Origin of the sequence: Variovorax xiamenensis, from assembly GCF_050916385.1 — a bacterium.
Lineage (GTDB): Bacteria > Pseudomonadota > Gammaproteobacteria > Burkholderiales > Burkholderiaceae_C > Variovorax.
On the sequence record NZ_CP139038.1, the window covers coordinates 3,696,454 to 3,711,785 of the forward strand.

At 68.5% G+C, this 15,332-nt stretch carries 13 protein-coding genes; 9 read left to right on the forward strand and 4 right to left on the reverse strand.

Going from position 1 to position 15,332, the window contains the following annotated elements; all coding sequences use genetic code 11:
* The first annotated feature begins 28 nt into the window (after window positions 1-28).
* From SFB74_RS16825 to SFB74_RS16845, 5 genes are read left to right on the forward strand one after another with little or no spacing between them, the layout of a single operon-like run.
* Window positions 29-1,183 carry an efflux RND transporter periplasmic adaptor subunit gene (locus tag SFB74_RS16825; protein WP_432725323.1) on the forward strand — a complete coding sequence of 385 codons (1,155 nt, stop codon included), beginning with the start codon at window positions 29-31 and terminating at the stop codon, window positions 1,181-1,183.
* Window positions 1,176-4,271, forward strand: a complete 3,096-nt coding sequence (locus tag SFB74_RS16830) for an efflux RND transporter permease subunit (protein WP_432725324.1) — start codon at window positions 1,176-1,178, stop codon at window positions 4,269-4,271. Before SFB74_RS16825 ends, SFB74_RS16830 begins: the two co-directional genes overlap by 8 nt.
* Before the next feature lie 32 nt (window positions 4,272-4,303).
* Complete coding sequence (locus SFB74_RS16835) at window positions 4,304-5,824, forward strand: efflux transporter outer membrane subunit (protein ID WP_432725326.1); 1,521 nt, start codon at window positions 4,304-4,306, stop codon at window positions 5,822-5,824.
* Window positions 5,821-6,192 (forward strand): RidA family protein, encoded by a 372-nt coding sequence (locus tag SFB74_RS16840; RefSeq protein ID WP_432725328.1) that lies wholly within the window; start codon window positions 5,821-5,823, stop codon window positions 6,190-6,192. Before SFB74_RS16835 ends, SFB74_RS16840 begins: the two co-directional genes overlap by 4 nt.
* A 5-nt stretch (window positions 6,193-6,197) precedes the next feature.
* Window positions 6,198-6,575: a hypothetical protein gene (locus tag SFB74_RS16845; protein ID WP_432731949.1), complete on the forward strand. Its 378-nt coding sequence runs from the start codon at window positions 6,198-6,200 to the stop codon at window positions 6,573-6,575.
* Here the strand turns inward: SFB74_RS16845 and SFB74_RS16850 are convergent.
* The 4 genes from SFB74_RS16850 to SFB74_RS16865 all read right to left on the reverse strand — a co-directional run bounded on the left by SFB74_RS16850 (window position 6,539) and on the right by SFB74_RS16865 (window position 11,917).
* On the reverse strand, window positions 6,539-7,612 hold the full coding sequence (locus SFB74_RS16850; protein WP_432731950.1) for a phospholipase: 1,074 nt from the start codon (window positions 7,610-7,612) through the stop codon (window positions 6,539-6,541). The two genes, SFB74_RS16845 and SFB74_RS16850, sit on opposite strands and share 37 nt — an antisense overlap.
* A gap of 40 nt (window positions 7,613-7,652) precedes the next feature.
* Complete coding sequence (locus tag SFB74_RS16855; protein WP_432725329.1) at window positions 7,653-10,028, reverse strand: Tex family protein; 2,376 nt, start codon at window positions 10,026-10,028, stop codon at window positions 7,653-7,655.
* A gap of 81 nt (window positions 10,029-10,109) precedes the next feature.
* Complete coding sequence (locus SFB74_RS16860; RefSeq protein WP_432725330.1) at window positions 10,110-11,063, reverse strand: sensor histidine kinase; 954 nt, start codon at window positions 11,061-11,063, stop codon at window positions 10,110-10,112.
* 59 nt (window positions 11,064-11,122) lie between these two features.
* On the reverse strand, window positions 11,123-11,917 hold the full coding sequence (locus SFB74_RS16865; RefSeq protein ID WP_432725331.1) for a LuxR C-terminal-related transcriptional regulator: 795 nt from the start codon (window positions 11,915-11,917) through the stop codon (window positions 11,123-11,125).
* A 373-nt stretch (window positions 11,918-12,290) separates the two neighbouring features.
* Here SFB74_RS16865 and SFB74_RS16870 point away from each other — a divergent pair, with 373 nt between their 5' ends.
* The 4 genes from SFB74_RS16870 (at window position 12,291) to SFB74_RS16885 (ending at window position 15,332) form a co-directional block, all read left to right on the forward strand.
* Window positions 12,291-12,806 carry a hypothetical protein gene (locus SFB74_RS16870; RefSeq protein WP_432725333.1) on the forward strand — a complete coding sequence of 172 codons (516 nt, stop codon included), beginning with the start codon at window positions 12,291-12,293 and terminating at the stop codon, window positions 12,804-12,806.
* Between the two features lie 57 nt (window positions 12,807-12,863).
* A complete protein-coding gene (locus SFB74_RS16875) occupies window positions 12,864-13,226 on the forward strand; it encodes a GIY-YIG nuclease family protein (protein WP_432725335.1) in 363 nt (120 codons plus the stop codon).
* 103 nt (window positions 13,227-13,329) lie between these two features.
* Window positions 13,330-13,902, forward strand: coding sequence for a DUF2239 family protein (locus tag SFB74_RS16880; RefSeq protein WP_432725337.1), 573 nt, complete (start codon window positions 13,330-13,332; stop codon window positions 13,900-13,902).
* Window positions 13,899-15,332, forward strand: a complete 1,434-nt coding sequence (locus SFB74_RS16885) for an MATE family efflux transporter (protein ID WP_432725339.1) — start codon at window positions 13,899-13,901, stop codon at window positions 15,330-15,332. Before SFB74_RS16880 ends, SFB74_RS16885 begins: the two co-directional genes overlap by 4 nt.

Consider the following 15,332-nt stretch of genomic DNA (forward strand, 5'->3'; position numbering starts at 1 on the left):
GCGCCCGTCCCGCGACATCCGTATCGCGATGAAGAAGAAATCCCTCTACCAAATGACTCCCGCGCGCATCGTCTTCGGCGTGATGACCTGCGCGGCCCTGTGCGTCGATTCGTTCGACAGCACCGCCCATGCCGCCACCACGGTGGCCGCCGCCCCTGCGCCGATGCTCGTGCGCCAGGGCAACCGCCTCAGCGTGCCCGCCGGCTCGCCGCTGCGCGATCGGCTGCTGGTCGCAACGGTCGGCCAGGACACGCTGCCGCACGAGGTGAGCCTGCCCGCCACGGTGGAAGCCAACCCGGCCAACACCGCCAACATCCTCCCGCCGCTGACCGGCAGGCTGCTCGAGCTGAAGGTGCGCCTGGGCGACACCGTCAGGCGCGGCCAGGTGCTCGCGACGATGAGCTCGCCCGACCTCGCGCAGGCCGTGGCCGACGCGCAGAAGGCCCGCGACGCGCTCGACCTCGCGCAGCGCGCTCTGGTGCGGGCGCGCGGCGTGAACGAGGCCGGCTCCAACGCCGCCAAGGACGTGGAAGCGGCCCAGAGCGCAGTCGCCCAGCAGACCGCCGAACTGCGCCGCAGCGAGGCGCGCCTGCGCAGCCTCGGCGCGGAAGGCGGCGGCGCACAGGCCGGCCAGGTGCTGAAGATCGTCGCGCCCACGTCCGGCACGGTCACGGCACTGAACGCTGCGGCCGGCGCGAACCTGAACGACGCCAACGCGGCGCTGATGACGGTGTCGAACCTCGATTCGGTCTGGGTCACGGTCAACGTGCCCGAGGGCGTCGTCGGCACGGTCGCGCCGGGTCAGAACGTGGTGGTCACGCTGGCCGCCTATCCCGGCCGCAGCTTCAGCGGCAAGGTGGCCTTCGTGAGCGCGGTGCTCGACGCGGACACGCGCCGTGCCCGCGCGCGCATCGTGTTCGCCAACCCCGACGGGATCTTCAAGCCCAACATGTACGCCACAGCCGTGCTGGGCGTGCCGCAGGGTTCGCAGCCGCAGGTGCCGTCATCGGCACTGCTGATGAACAACGACGGCGTGAGCGTCTTCGTCGAAGCCGAGCCCTGGACCTTCGTGCGGCGCACGGTGGAACTGGGGCGTGAAGACGGCGACAAGGTCCGTATCCGCAGTGGCCTGGCCGCGGGCGAGCGCGTGGTGGTCCGTGGTGGTGTGCTGCTGAATGATTAATCTCATCATCACCCAGTTCTTCCGCCGCAGGCACCTGGCCTGGGCGATGTCGGTGGCGCTCGTGCTGTTCGGCGCGTGGTCGTGGACGCAGATGACCGTGGAGGCGTACCCCGACCTCGGCGACGTGGACGTGCAGGTGACCACGCAGGTCAACGGCCTGGCCGCCGAGGAAATCGAGCAGCAGATCACCACGCCACTGGAGCGCGCGCTGAGCAACACGCCGGGGCTGGCCTCGATCCGCTCGAGCAGCACCTTCGGGCTGTCGCTCATCACGCTGACCTTCAAGGACGGCACCGACGACTACTTCGCGCGCCAGCGCGTGACCGAGCGCATCGGCCAGGTCAGCCTGCCCTCGGGCGCGCAGCCCGGCCTGGGCCCGGTGGCAGGGCCGGCCGGCGAGATCTACCGCTACACGCTGGAGTCGGACACGAAGAACCTGATGGAGCTGTCGGAGCTGCAGCGCTGGAAGGTGATTCCCGCGCTCAAGCAGGTGGCCGGCGTGGTGGACATCAACAACTTCGGCGGCTTCACGCGCGAGTTCCAGCTCGAACTCGATCCGGCGCGCCTGCAGAAGTATGGGCTGGTGCTCAGCGACGTGGTCACGGCCATCAACAACAACAGCGCCAACGCGGGCGGCGGGCGCATCGCGCGCGGCGACCAGAGCTACGTGGTGCGCGGCATCGGCCAGATCCGCACGCTGGACGACCTGGGCACGGTGGTGGTGTCGCAGAGCAACGGCTCGCCAGTGCAGGTGCGCGACCTCGGGCGGCTGCAGTTCGGCCACCAGGAGCGCGGCGGCATCCTCGGCAAGGACACGAACCCGGACACCATCGAGGGCATCGTGCTGATGCTCAAGTACGAGAACCCCTCGCGCGTGCTGGAAGGCGTGCACAGGAAGATCGACGAGCTGCAGGCCGAGCTCGCGCCCATGGGCGTGAAGATCGTGCCCTACATCGACCGCGACGACCTGGTGAAGCTCACCGTCGACAAGGTGACGCACACGGTACTCGAGGGCATGGCGCTGGTGTGCTTCGTGCTCATTCTTTTCCTGGGCAGCCCGCGCAGCGCGGTGGTGGCGGCGGTGGCCATTCCGATGTCGCTGGTGACGGTGTTCATCGTGATGCACTTCACCCGCATGCCGGCCAACCTGTTCTCGCTGGGCGCGATCGACTTCGGCATCATCGTGGACGGCGCCATCGTGGTGATGGAGGCCATCCTGCGGCGGCGCGAAGAAGAGCCGCACGCCACGCTCACCGAGGGCAACATCCTCGAGACGGTGAGCCATGTGTCGGGGCCGATCTTCTTCGCCACGCTGATCATCATCACGGCGTACTTTCCGCTCTTCGCCTTCGAGCGGGCCGAGGGCAAGCTCTTCAAGCCGATGGCCTTCACGGTGGGCTACGCGCTGGTGGGCGCCCTGCTCTGCGCGCTGACGCTCATTCCGAGCCTGGCCTACGTGGCGCTGCGCAAGCCGAGCAAGCCCTTCGTCAACAAGCCGCTGGTTTGGCTCACGGGCGCGTACCGGCGGGTGCTGGCGCGGCTGCTGGAGGTGCCGGCCATCGCCTACGGACTGAGCGTGGCGGCGCTGGCCGCGGTGGTGGTGCTGGGCTCCACGGCCGGGCGCGAGTTCTTGCCCGACATCGACGAAGGGGCGCTCTGGCTGCAGGTGCAGTTGCCCTCGGGCCTGTCGCTGGACAAGGCCAGCGAGATGGCCACCGAGCTGCGGCACGTGCTGCTCGAATACCCGGAGGTGTCGTACGTGGTGACCCAGCTCGGCCGCAACGACGACGGCACCGACCCGTGGACGCCCTCGCACATGGAGGTGCCGGTGGGCCTCAAGCCGTACAGCGAGTGGCCGGCCGGCGTGAAGAAGGCCGACTTCGTGCGCACCCTGACCGAGCGCTTCGCGCGCATGCCGGGCTTCGACGTGGGCATCAGCCAGCCCATCATCGACGGCGTGAACGACGCCGTGGGCGGCGCGCACAGCCCGCTGGTGCTGCGCATCTACGGCGACGACCTGAAGGAAAGCCGGCGCATCGGCAACCAGATCGTCGAACTGCTGGGCACGGTGCGTGGCACGGCCTCGGCGTCGCTCTTCCAGGAGCCGCCGATTCCGCAGGTGGTGATCCAGCTCAACCGCGAGGCGGCGGCGCGCTTCGGCGTCAACGCGAACGACGTGGCCAGCCTGATCCAGACCGGCATCGGCGGCGCGCCGGTCATCACGGTGTACTCGGGCAACCGCACCTACAACGTGTCGGTGAAGATGCCCAAGAGCGCCAAGGGCAACACCGAGGCCATCGGCTCGCTGCTGCTCAACAGTTCCAGCGGCGCCAAGGTGCCGCTGTCGCAGGTGGCCGACATCCGGCTGCAGACCGGCGAAAGCACCATCTCGCACGAGATGAACGAGCGCCAGATCACGGTGCGCGTGGACAACCGCGACCGCGACCTCGCCTCCTACCTCGACGAGGCACGCGATCGCATAGCGAAGGAAGTGAAGTTCGACCCGGCGAAGACCCGCCTGCAGTGGGCCGGCCAGTTCGAGAACCAGCAGCGCGCGCAGGCCCGCCTGGGCGTGTCGCTGGCCATCGTGGTCAGCATCATGGCGGTGCTGCTGTTCTTCCAGTTCGGAAAGATCCGGCAGGTGGCGCTGATCCTCGGCGTGGTGCCGATGGCCACGCTGGGCGGGCTTATCGCGGTGCATGTGGCGGGCGAAACGCTCAACGTGGCAACGGCCGTGGGCTTCATTGCGCTGTTCGGCGTGTCGATCCAGAACGGGATCATCATGGTCGCGAACTTCCGGCGCGTGCGCGGCGAGGGGCTGGAGCTGCAGGCCTCGGTGCTCGAAGGCGCGGCCGAACGGCTGCGGCCGGTGCTGATGACGGCCACGGTGGCCTCGGTCGGCATGCTGCCGGCGGCGCTGGCCACCGGCGTGGGCACCGACGTGCAGCGCGGGCTGGCCACGGTGGTGGTCGGCGGACTGGTGGTGTCGACGCTGCTGACGCTCTTCATCCTGCCCACGCTCTACTTCGCGATGGAACGCGTCTTCGAACGCAAGGGCTGGGGCACGCGCTCGCGGCGCGACCGATAGATAGACAGGCCGGCACGAAAGCAGAAGAACCAATGACGACAAAGAAGACAAACCCGGCAACGCCCGTGGCCGCCGGCATCGTGCTGACGATGCTGCTGGCCGGCTGCGCGGTCGGCCCCGACTACAAGCGCCCGCCGCTGGACCTGCCCTCGCAGTACACGCCCGCGCCACCCGCGAGCAAGGAAGGCGAAGGCGTGCCGCTGGCGCACCTGTCGCCCGAACTCGACGTGCCGGCCCAGTGGTGGCAGGCCTTTCGCAGCGAACCGCTGAACGCGCTGGTGACGCAGAGCCTCGCCGGCAACCCGACCATCGAGGCCGCCGACGCCGCCCTGCGCGCGGCGCAGGAGAACGAAGCCGCCGACCGCGCCGCCTTCTGGCCCACCGTGGCGCTGGGCTACTCGCCCACGCGGCAGCGCGTGGCCAGTGCGGTGGCGAGCCCGGTGTCGTCCAACGCGAGCCTGTACACGCTGCACACGGCGCAGGTGACGGTGTCGTACACGCCCGACGTGTTCGGCGCCACCCGCAGGCAGGTGGAAGGCGCGCAGGCACAGACCGAGCAGCAGCGCTTCCAGAGCGTGGCCGCGAAGCTCACGCTGAGCAGCAACGTGGTGGCCGCGGCCATCACCGAAGCCTCGCTTCGCGCGCAGCAGCGCGCCACGCAGACCATCATCGCGGGGCAGAAGGAAGTGCTCCAGGCCTATCGCAAGCAGCTGGCGCTCGGCCAGGTGGCGTCGGCCGACGTCGATGCACAGGAGGCCGCGCTGGCAGCCACCGAAGCCACGCTGCCGCCGCTGGAAAAACAGCTCGCCCAGCAGCGCAACCTGCTGGCCACGCTGGCAGGTCGCTATCCGGGCCAGGGCGTGGAGGCTCGCTTCGATCTCGACGCGCTGCAACTGCCGACCGAGCTGCCGCTGACGCTGCCATCCACCCTGGTCGAGCATCGTCCCGACGTGCGCGCGGCCGAAGCGCAACTGCAGGCCGCCAGCGCCGCCATCGGCGTGGCCGTCGCGGCCCGGCTGCCGAACGTGACGCTGGGCGCGAACTCGTACGGCTCGTCGGCCTACAAGCTGTCGGACCTGTTCAAGGCTTCTTCGCTCTTCTGGACCGTGGCCGGCAGCGTGACGCAGCCCATCTTCGACGGCGGCGCGCTGAAGCATCGCGAAGCCGCGGCACGGGCCTCGTTCGACGAGGCGGCGGCGCAGTACCGCGCGACGGTGCTGGCTGCCTTCCAGGACGTGGCCAACACGCTCGAAGCCATCGATGCCGACACGCGCGCGCTGCAGGCCGCCGTGAAGGCCGAGCGCACGGCTTCGCAGAGCCTGGCGCGCACGCAGGCGCAGGTGCGGCTGGGCGATGCCAGCGCGCTGTCGCTGCGCGTCGCCCAGCAGGTACAGCAGCAGGCGCTGCTGAATCTCGTGCAGGCCCGGGCGCTGCGGCTGACCGACGCGGCCGCCCTCTTCCAGGCGCTCGGCGGCGGCTGGTGGAATGCGCCGCAAGCTGCCATCGTCTCGTCTTCTTCCAATCTCCCCACATCGTTCCCGACCTCGCCATGAACATCATCCGCCACGACATGGGCCCCCGCTTCAGCGAGATGGTGACCGTCGACCTGGGCGCCGCGCGCCTGCTGTACCTCTCGGGCCAGGTGGCCGAGAACCCGTCGCTCGACATCACCGGGCAGATGCGCGAGATCCTGCGCCACATCGACCGCCTGCTCGCCACGCAGGGCGCGACCAAGGAAAACCTGGTGAGCGTGACGATCTACCTGCGCACCGTCGGCGACTACGCCGCCATGAACTCGGTGTGGGACGAATGGGTGCCCGCCGGCCACACGCCGGCGCGCGCCACGGTGGGGGCGAAGCTGATCGACTCCGAGTACCGCGTCGAGATCCAGGCCACTGCCGCGATCGGGCCGGCGCCGTGAAGCAGATGCGGCGCGCAGCCATCCTGTGGGCGTTGGCGCTGGGCGGCTGCTCGGCCTTCGACGCGCATTCCTTCGACCGATCCGCTGGCTGGCGGGCCGCGCAGGTCGTCAGCGTGGGGAAGATGGGCGAACTGGCCGCCACGGCCGATCGCGATTGCGGCGCTGACGGCGCGGATCGCGGCGCCGCGGCGCCCTATGCCGTCGTGCGCTATCGCAACGGCGGCGTGCACACGCGCTCGATCGGCACCGGGCATTGGCCGGCGGGCGCATCGCTCAAGGTCGGCGATGCAGTGGAAGTGAACGTCCTCGACTGCGCGGCACCTCTGGCATTGGCCGCGCCGGCGAATCAGAGAGGCAGCAACTCCGGCACGCCGTCGCGCTGAAGCCAGCCTTCGAACTCGTCGGAAAGCCGCCGCGCCTCGCGCGTGGCACGGCCCCATGCGCCGATGCGCGCCTGCGCGTCGTTAGCGAAGTGGATGAAGTCTTTGCGGTCGGGCAGCTTGCCGTTGGGCAGCGTCCGCACCCATTCGGGATCGGGCGCGAGCACCACCATGCGGTCGAGGAAGCCGCTGGCCTTGTGACGCCAGCGCAGGCCCTTGTCGAGCCAGCCGGGCACAACCGCCTGCTGGAAGTGCGGGTACAGCACGATGCCGTCGTCGGCGGGCTGGTAGTTCAGGTGCAGGTGGTAGTCGGTGATGCCGCCGTCCCAGTAGGCGCCGCGCGGTGCGCCGGGAATGTCGTGCACCGCCGCCAGCAGGAACGGAATGGAGCACGAGGCCTGCAGCACCATGTTGAAGTTGGCTTCGCTCAGCGCGTGCTGGCGCGTGCGGAAGTCGCGCGTGGCGAAAGGCAATGCAGCTCCGGGCGTGGAGAACACGCAGCGTTCGAGCCACGCGCCCAGGCTCTTGCGGTGCAGGCTGTTGGTGGCGAAGGCGCCGAGGTAGCCCACCGGCGTGCGCGCCCTGCCCTCGCGACCGAGGATGTGGCGCCCGCGCGATGTCACTACGTGCAGGCGGTAGCGCGGATGGCTCAGCACCTCGCCGATGCGCCCGCCGTAGAAGGCTTCGAGGCTCTCGGCGAAGCGCTCGCTGAGCTGGCGCGGGCTCAGCCGCTTCTGCCCCGGCGGCACTTCGAACTGCTGGTGCACGTAGTCGTGCTCGAAGCGCTCGAAGGCGGCATCGGAATCGGCCAGGCATGCCGTGGAAAGCCGCCAGGCGCCGATGGACGCGCCCACCAGGTGCACCTGCTGGCTCGACTGCGGCAGCCAGCGGCCGAAGATGAAGCGGTCGAGCGGCCCGAGGATCAGGCCTTTCGGCCCGCCGGCGGCGCCGGGAATGGTGCGCACGTCCTGCGGGCGCAGGCCGTGCTGCTCGATGTGCTTGCGGGCCGCGGGGCCGGCGTAGATGCGCAGGGCTTTCATCGTCATGCCGGTCGCGTCAGCAAGAACCGTGCGGCACGGCTTACTTGCGCAGCCCCTGCAGCTTGGCGAAGGCGTTGGCCATCTGGCCCGAGGGCTGCGGCGAGCTGTCGCGGCGGCCGTGCTGCTGCTGCCCGCGGCCGGCGCCCTCGAAGCGGTTGTCGCGCGGGCCGTCGCGGCGCGCCGGAGCGGCGTCGAGCTTCATCGACAGGCCGATGCGCTTGCGCGCCACGTCCACTTCCATCACCTTGACCTTGACGATGTCGCCGGTCTTGACGACCTCGCGCGCGTCGTTCACGAACTTGTGGCTCAGCTGGCTCACATGGACCAGGCCGTCCTGGTGCACGCCGAGGTCGACGAAGGCGCCGAACTGGGCCACGTTGCTCACGGTGCCCTCGAGCACCATGCCCTCCTTCAAGTCGGCGATGTCTTCCACGCCGTCGTTGAAGCGCGCCACCTTGAAGTCGGGGCGCGGGTCGCGGCCGGGCTTCTCGAGTTCGCCCAGGATGTCCTTGACGGTGATGACGCCGAACTTCTCGTTGGCGAACAGCTCGGGCTTCAGCGTCTTGAGCATGTCGGCACGGCCCATCAACTCGGCGATGGGCTTGCCGGTCTTCACGATGATCTGCTCGACCAGCGGATAGGTCTCGGGGTGCACGCCGGTGATGTCCAGCGGATCGGCGCCGCCGCGGATGCGCAGGAAGCCCGCGCTCTGCTCGAAGGCCTTGGGGCCGAAGCCGGTCACGTCCAGCAACTGCTTGCGGGTGGAGAACGCGCCGTTGGCTTCGCGCCAACGCACCACCGCCTTCGCGACGCTCGAAGACAGGCCCGACACGCGGCTGAGCAGCGGCACGCTGGCGGTGTTGAGGTCGACGCCCACCGAGTTCACGCAGTCTTCCACCACGGCCTGCAGGGTGCGGGCGAGTTCGCTCTGGTTCACGTCGTGCTGGTACTGGCCCACGCCGATGCTCTTGGGGTCGATCTTCACGAGCTCTGCCAGCGGGTCTTGCAGGCGTCGCGCGATGGAGGCGGCGCCGCGCAGGCTCACGTCCACGTCGGGCATTTCCTGCGAGGCGAATTCGCTGGCGGAATACACCGAGGCGCCGGCCTCGCTCACCACCACCTTGTCGACCTTCAGCTCGGGCGCGCCGGCCTGCGCGGCCATCTTGGCCAGCAGCTTGATGAGGTCGGCGGCCAGCTTGTCGGTCTCGCGGCTGGCGGTGCCGTTGCCGATGGCGATCAGGTTCACGCCGTGCTTGGCGCACAGCTTGCCCAGCGTGTGCAGCGAGCCTTCCCAATCCTTGCGCGGCTCGTGCGGGAACACGGTGGCCGTTTCGACCAGCTTGCCGGTCGAATCGACCACGGCCACCTTCACGCCGGTGCGGATGCCCGGGTCCAGGCCCATCACGACGCGCGGGCCGGCGGGCGCCGCCAGCAGCAGGTCGCGCAGGTTGTCGGCGAACACCTTGATGGCGACCTTTTCCGCGTCTTCGCGCAGGCGGGTGAAGAGGTCGCGCTCGGTGGAAAGCGCGAGCTTGACGCGCCAGGTCCAGGCCACGCACTTGCGGATCAGGTCGTCCGACAGGCGGGCCGAATGGCTCCAGCCCAGGTGCAGCGCGATGCGGCCTTCGGCGATGCTGGGCTTGCCCGGCTCGGGCTCCACGGGCAGCACCAGCTTGGCGTCGAGTATCTCGAGCGCGCGACCGCGGAACACGGCCAGCGCACGGTGCGAAGGCACGCGGCCGATGGGCTCGTCGTACTCGAAGTAGTCGCGGAACTTGGCGACGTCGGCGTTGTTCTCGTCCTTGCCGGCCATCAGGTTGGAACGCAGCAGGCCTTCGTTCCAGAGCCATTCGCGCAGGCTCTGCACCAGCGCGGCGTCTTCGGCCCAGCGCTCGGAAAGGATGTCGCGCACGCCGTCGAGCACGAAAGGCACGGTGGAGAAGTCGGGGCCCGGCTTGCCGTCGTCGAGCGTGGTGGCGGGCTGCAGGAAGGCCTTGGCTTCCATGGCGGGGTCGAGCGTGGGGTCGGCCAGCAGCTTGTCGGCCAGCGGCTCGATGCCGAATTCGCGGGCGATCTGGCCCTTGGTGCGGCGCTTCTGCTTGAACGGCAGGTAGAGGTCTTCCAGCTCCTGCTTGGTGGGCGCCAGCTCGACGGCGGCACGCAGTTCGGGGGTCAGCTTGCCCTGCTCGTCGATGGCCTTGAGCACGGCCACGCGGCGGTCTTCGAGTTCGCGCAGGTAGGAAAGACGCGCTTCGAGTTCGCGCAGCTGGGTGTCGTCGAGGCCATCGGTGGCTTCCTTACGGTAGCGGGCGATGAATGGAACCGTGGCGCCTCCGTCGAGCAGTTCGACGGCGGCCTTCACCTGGTTCTCGCCGACCTTGATCTCGACGGCGAGCTGGCGAATGATTTTCTGCATGTCTTGAGCGCGTCCCTGGCAAAGCGCGGGAGTTTGCCATAGGCGGGGACGGCATCCGCCCCCGGCGGCCCGGCCGGCGTGTTACAGCATGCTTTCGGGTTTGGAGCCGGTACCGGACGACGACTGCGCGGCCGCCGCCGTCGCATCGCAGGGCACCACCAGCCGCACGCACAGGCCGTGCGGTGCCATGGGGCCGATGTCGAGCTCCGCACCGATCGCCTCGGCGCGCGAATGCATGCTGCGTAGTCCCTTGCCCAGGTGGCCTGCGGGGCCCGATCCGCTCGGGGCGCCAACCGGCACGCCCAGCCCCCTGCCGTTGTCGCGCACTTCGAGCACCATCGCCCTGCCCTGGTCGTGCGGCGCGACGCGCAGTTCGACGCGGCTTGCGCGCGAGTGCCGCAAGGCGTTCGACAAGGCTTCCTGCGCCACGCGGCAGACCTGCGACGCCGTCTCCGCCGGCATAGGGAAAGTCTCGGATTCGCCCGAGACGCTCCAGTCGAAGGCGACGCCCATGCGCTCGAACGCGGGCCTCAGGCGGTAGCGCAGATGGCCCAGCCGCTCGACGACGGTGCTGTCGCCCTGGTCGTCCAGGTCGTCCACCGTCATCTGCAGTTCGAGCAGGCAGGCCTGCAATGCCATAGAGAGGCTGTCGGGGCCGGCCGATTTCGGGTCCTGGCTGGCCAGCAGCGCCACCAGCCGCGAGCCGACGCCGTCGTGCAGGTCGTTGGCGATGCGGCGGCGCTCCGCCATCACCGCCTCGGCCTGGCGAAAGCGCGCGGCGCGGCGCTGCGAGACGTACCAGATGCCCAGGACCATGCCCAGCACCAGCACGTTGACCACCTGCAGGGCCCAGAAGGCGAATGGCATGTCGTTCGCCATGACGGTGATCGCCGATCCGGCCCGCAGCGCCTGGGCGGCGACGGGGCTCAGGTGCAGCGCGCCCGCGAGCGCTGCCCATGCCAGCAGCCGCCGGCGCGAGACATGCGGACGCAGCCATGCAAGCAGCACGCACCAGGAGCCGATCGACAACCACACGAACTGGTCTTCCAGAAAATGCGGAAGCTGAAGGACCTGCGGCGCGAGCATGGCATGGCCTACAGGAGTCCCCGATGGGAGGCGAAGCTCACGGCCTGCGCGCGGGTATGGGCGTGCAGCTTGCGGTAGATGTTCTTGACGTGCGCGTTAACCGTCTGGGCACTGATGGTGAGCTGCAAGGCGATCTCTTCGGTTACGTAGCCCGTCGCTACAAGTCGCAACACTTCGCGCTCCCTTGCGGATAACGTCGCCTTGCTGTCCGGCGGGCGCACCGGGTTCACATTCGAGCGCTTGTGATCGAGGTGAACGAGCAGCCGGCGGGCCAGCCGCGGGGTGATGGCGGCACCGCCATTGACCACCTGAAGCACTGCCTGCGCATAGCTCTGGAACCACGCGTTCTTGACCAGGTAGCCGGAGGCGCCGAGCTCGAAGGCATGCAGCACCTGGGGTTCGTCCTCGAGGGCGGAAATGACGATGATCTCGGCCGCGCTGCGATGCCGCTTGGCCTCCTCGATCAGCTCGAATCCGCTGCCGTCTCCGAGGCGGATGTCGACCATCAGCACGTCGAACTCGTGCTGCATGAGCAGGCGTCGTCCTTCGCGCAGGGTGCCAGCCTGTCCCTCGAGCTGGATGCGCAGATCGCCCAGCAATTCCTGCGCGATGACGCGGCGCACGAAGGGGTCGTCGTCGACCAGAAGAACGCGCACTGGCTTGGTCTGCTGCCCGGTCAGGAAGTCGGGCCACGGGAGGGTATCGGCGGACGGAGAAAGGAGTCCGCCGAACTGGCCAGGGTTGTTGTATTTCCTAGCCGAGCTACCTGAATCTGTCAACGAAATGTCGAGATCGCTTTCCATTTCAGCCCCTTTGTGACAACTAGTCCATCTTGTTCGTTTCCAAAAGTTAATTCATTTCTACTCAGAAATTGAGTTTCATCTTTTTTGATTACTTTGGTTGCATCCTGTTGCGATTGACTACCCGTGTCAAGCAAAAGTAGTAATTTCCCCTTCAAGCATCGCATGTAATACCGGTTCGCTGCCCCATGGAAAACGCGTGCCGGGCATGTCTTTCGCCATAGCCTCGCTCTACCCAGCCGGGGGCTTTCCTGCCGGCTCGCAGGCGCCGGGACGGCCTTCTGGAGGGGCACGTGGCCATTCGAATCCGGGTCGCTGACCGTCAGCTGATGGCCGAAATCCCGCCGGCCGGCCTGCCTTGCCTTACCCTCGCGCGATGACATTCCTCGCGCGCCTCTTGCGCGTACTGCGTGCCCTGCTCCGCGCCATAGGCACCGCGCTCGTCGTTCCGCTGCTGCTCTTCGAAGAGTGGGGCTGGGAACCGCTCGCCGCGCTCGCGGCGCGGCTCTCCCGCCTTCCTTTCTGGGCGGCGCTCGAAGCCAGGCTGCGAGCGCTGCCGCCGTGGGGAGCGCTGCTGGCCTTCTTCGTGCCGGTGCTGTTGCTGCTGCCGGTGAAGGTGCTGGCGCTCTTTCTCTTCAGCCGCGGCCATGCCGCGACTGCCCTCACGGTGCTGGTGCTGGCCAAGCTGGTGGGCACGGCCATCGTGGCGCGGATCTTCCAGCTGGTCGAAGGGCCGCTGATGCGCATTCCGTGGTTCGCACGCTGGTATCCGCGCTGGAAGGCCTGGAAGGACCGCGTGCTCGAGTTCGTTCGCCAGAGCCGGCCCTGGCGGGTGGTGCGGGCGCTCAACAGGCGCGTGGCTCGCGGTTGGCGACGGTTCCGGGAGAGCTGAAGTTATTTTTACCCGGGTGTATTGCTGGTCTTATTTAACCCGGATAATATTCGAGTGATGAATCTGACCACGGAAAACCGCCGCGCCCTCGTCCGCCAATACAAGGAGAACCCGCGCCCCGCCGGCGTCTACGCGATCCGCAACCAGCTGAGCGGCCGCATCTACGTTGGCGGCAGCCTCGACGTCGAAGGCGCGATGAACCGCGCTCGCTTCGAGCTGAACATGCATTCCCACCGCAGCAAGGCGCTCGTACAGGACTGGATCGCGCACGGCGCGGGCCATTTCAGCTTCGAGGTGGTCGATCGCGTCAAGGAGCGCAAGGACCCGGACTTCGATCGCAAGGCCGAACTCGAAAAGCTTCTTTCGCTCTGGCAGGAAGAGCTTCAATGCTTCGGCGCGAACGGCTACAACACACCCTGAGCGCGCACGCGACGCGTGACGTCGAGATGACGCGCACCAAAGCGCGGCAGCGAGTAGATTACGCACCTCGTTTCGCTTGGTACCCCCAGGAACAAACACCCGAATGTCTTCTGACACCCCAACAACCACCCTGACCGTGTTCTTCGGCTTTCAGCGCGTCGCACAGGGCGGCAAGGCCGAAGTGCTCGAACAGCTGCGCCGCCGCGACGACCCCGGGCCTTATCTCGTGTTCGACGACCAGACCGGCACCCAGCTCGACCTCGACATGCGCGAGCTTCCGCCCGAGTTGCGCTACCCCGAGGCCGAGCCGCATCGCGACGACGCGCCGCGCGGCGTGGGCCGCCCCAAGCTCGGCGTGGTCGCGCGCGAAGTCACGCTGCTGCCGCGTCACTGGGACTGGCTCGGCCGCCAGCCCGGCGGCGCCTCGGTCGCGCTGCGCAAGCTCGTCGAAGATGCGCGCCGCGTGAATGCCGAGCGCGACACCGTGCGCGCGGCGCAGGAGGCGGCCTACCGCTTCATGACCGCCATCGCGGGCAACCTGCCCGGCTTCGAGGAGGCCACGCGCGCGCTCTTCGCCGGCGAGGAGCAACGCTTCGCCAACCTGATCGAACCCTGGCCCGCCGACGTGCGCGCCCATCTGCAGAAACTGTCGGCCGCCGGCTGGAACCATCAATGAGAACAACAACCGAGACGACCGGCACCGGCAGCAGCGCCGGCGCCGGCCAGAGCGGCCTGCAGGGCGTGCCCGTGGCGCCCGTCAACGCGCCGCGGCCCCTGTGGAAGGTCTTCCTCTTCTTCCTCGCGCCGATGTTGCTCAGCAACATCCTCCAGTCGCTCTCCGGCACGCTCAACAACGTGTACGTCGGCCAGATGCTGGGCGTCGGCGCGCTCGCGGCGGTGTCGAGCTTCTTCCCGGTGATGTTCTTCTTCATCGCCTTCATCATCGGCCTGGGCGCCGGCGCCTCGGTGCTCATCGGCCAGGCATGGGGGGCGCGCGACGTCGCCAAGGCCAAGGCCGTGGCGGGCACGACGCTCACCGTCGGCGTACTGATGGGGCTGGTGATCGCCCTCTTCGGCGGCGCATTCACCACGCCGATGCTGGCCGCGCTGGGCACGCCGCCCGACGTGCTGGCCGACTCCACGCGCTATGCACGCATCATGCTGATCGCGATGCCGGGCGTGTTCATGTTCCTGCTGGCCACAGCGATGCTGCGCGGCGTGGGCGACACCGTCACGCCGCTGCTCACGCTGCTGATCTCCACGCTGATCGGCCTGGTGGTCACGCCCGCGCTCATCCGCGGCTGGGGCGGGCTGCCGCAGCTCGGCGTGGCCAGCGGCGCATGGGCTTCGGTGCTGTCCTTCGCGGTGTCGACGATCTGGCTGGGCTTCCGACTGCGCCAGCGCAAGAGCCCGCTCGCGCCCGACGCGGAGTTCATGCGCAACCTGCGCATCCAGCCGCAGTTGCTGAAGGCCGTGCTGCGCATCGGCGTGCCCACGGGCGTGCAGATGATCGTGGTGGCGCTGGCCGAGGTGGTGCTGCTGTCGATGGTCAACGGCTTCGGCTCGAACGCCACGGCGGCCTACGGCGCCGTGAACCAGGTGGTGGCCTATGTGCAGTTCCCGGCGATCTCGATCGCGATCACGGCGTCGATCCTGGGCGCACAGGCCATCGGTGCGGGCCGCGCCAACAGGCTCGGCGCGATCGCGAAGACGGCGCTATTGATGAACCTGGTGCTGACCGGCGGACTGGTGCTGCTGGGCTACCTGTTCTCACGGCCGCTGATGGGCTTCTTCATCACCAGCGCGCCGGTGATCGAGATTGCGCAGACGCTGCTGCACATCATGCTGTGGAGCCTGGTGGTCTTCGGCATGGCCTCGGCGCTGTCGGGGATCATGCGCGCCAGCGGCTCGGTGCTGGTGCCTACGCTGATCTCCATCTTCTGCATCCTGGGCGTTGAGGTGCCGGTGGCCTGGGTCATGAGCCACCGCATCGGGCTCGACGGGGTCTGGGTAGCCTACCCGGTGACCTTCGGCGCGATGCTGCTGCTGCAGACCGCCTACTACCAGCTGGTGTGGCGCAAGAAGGCGATCCACCGGCTGGTGTAG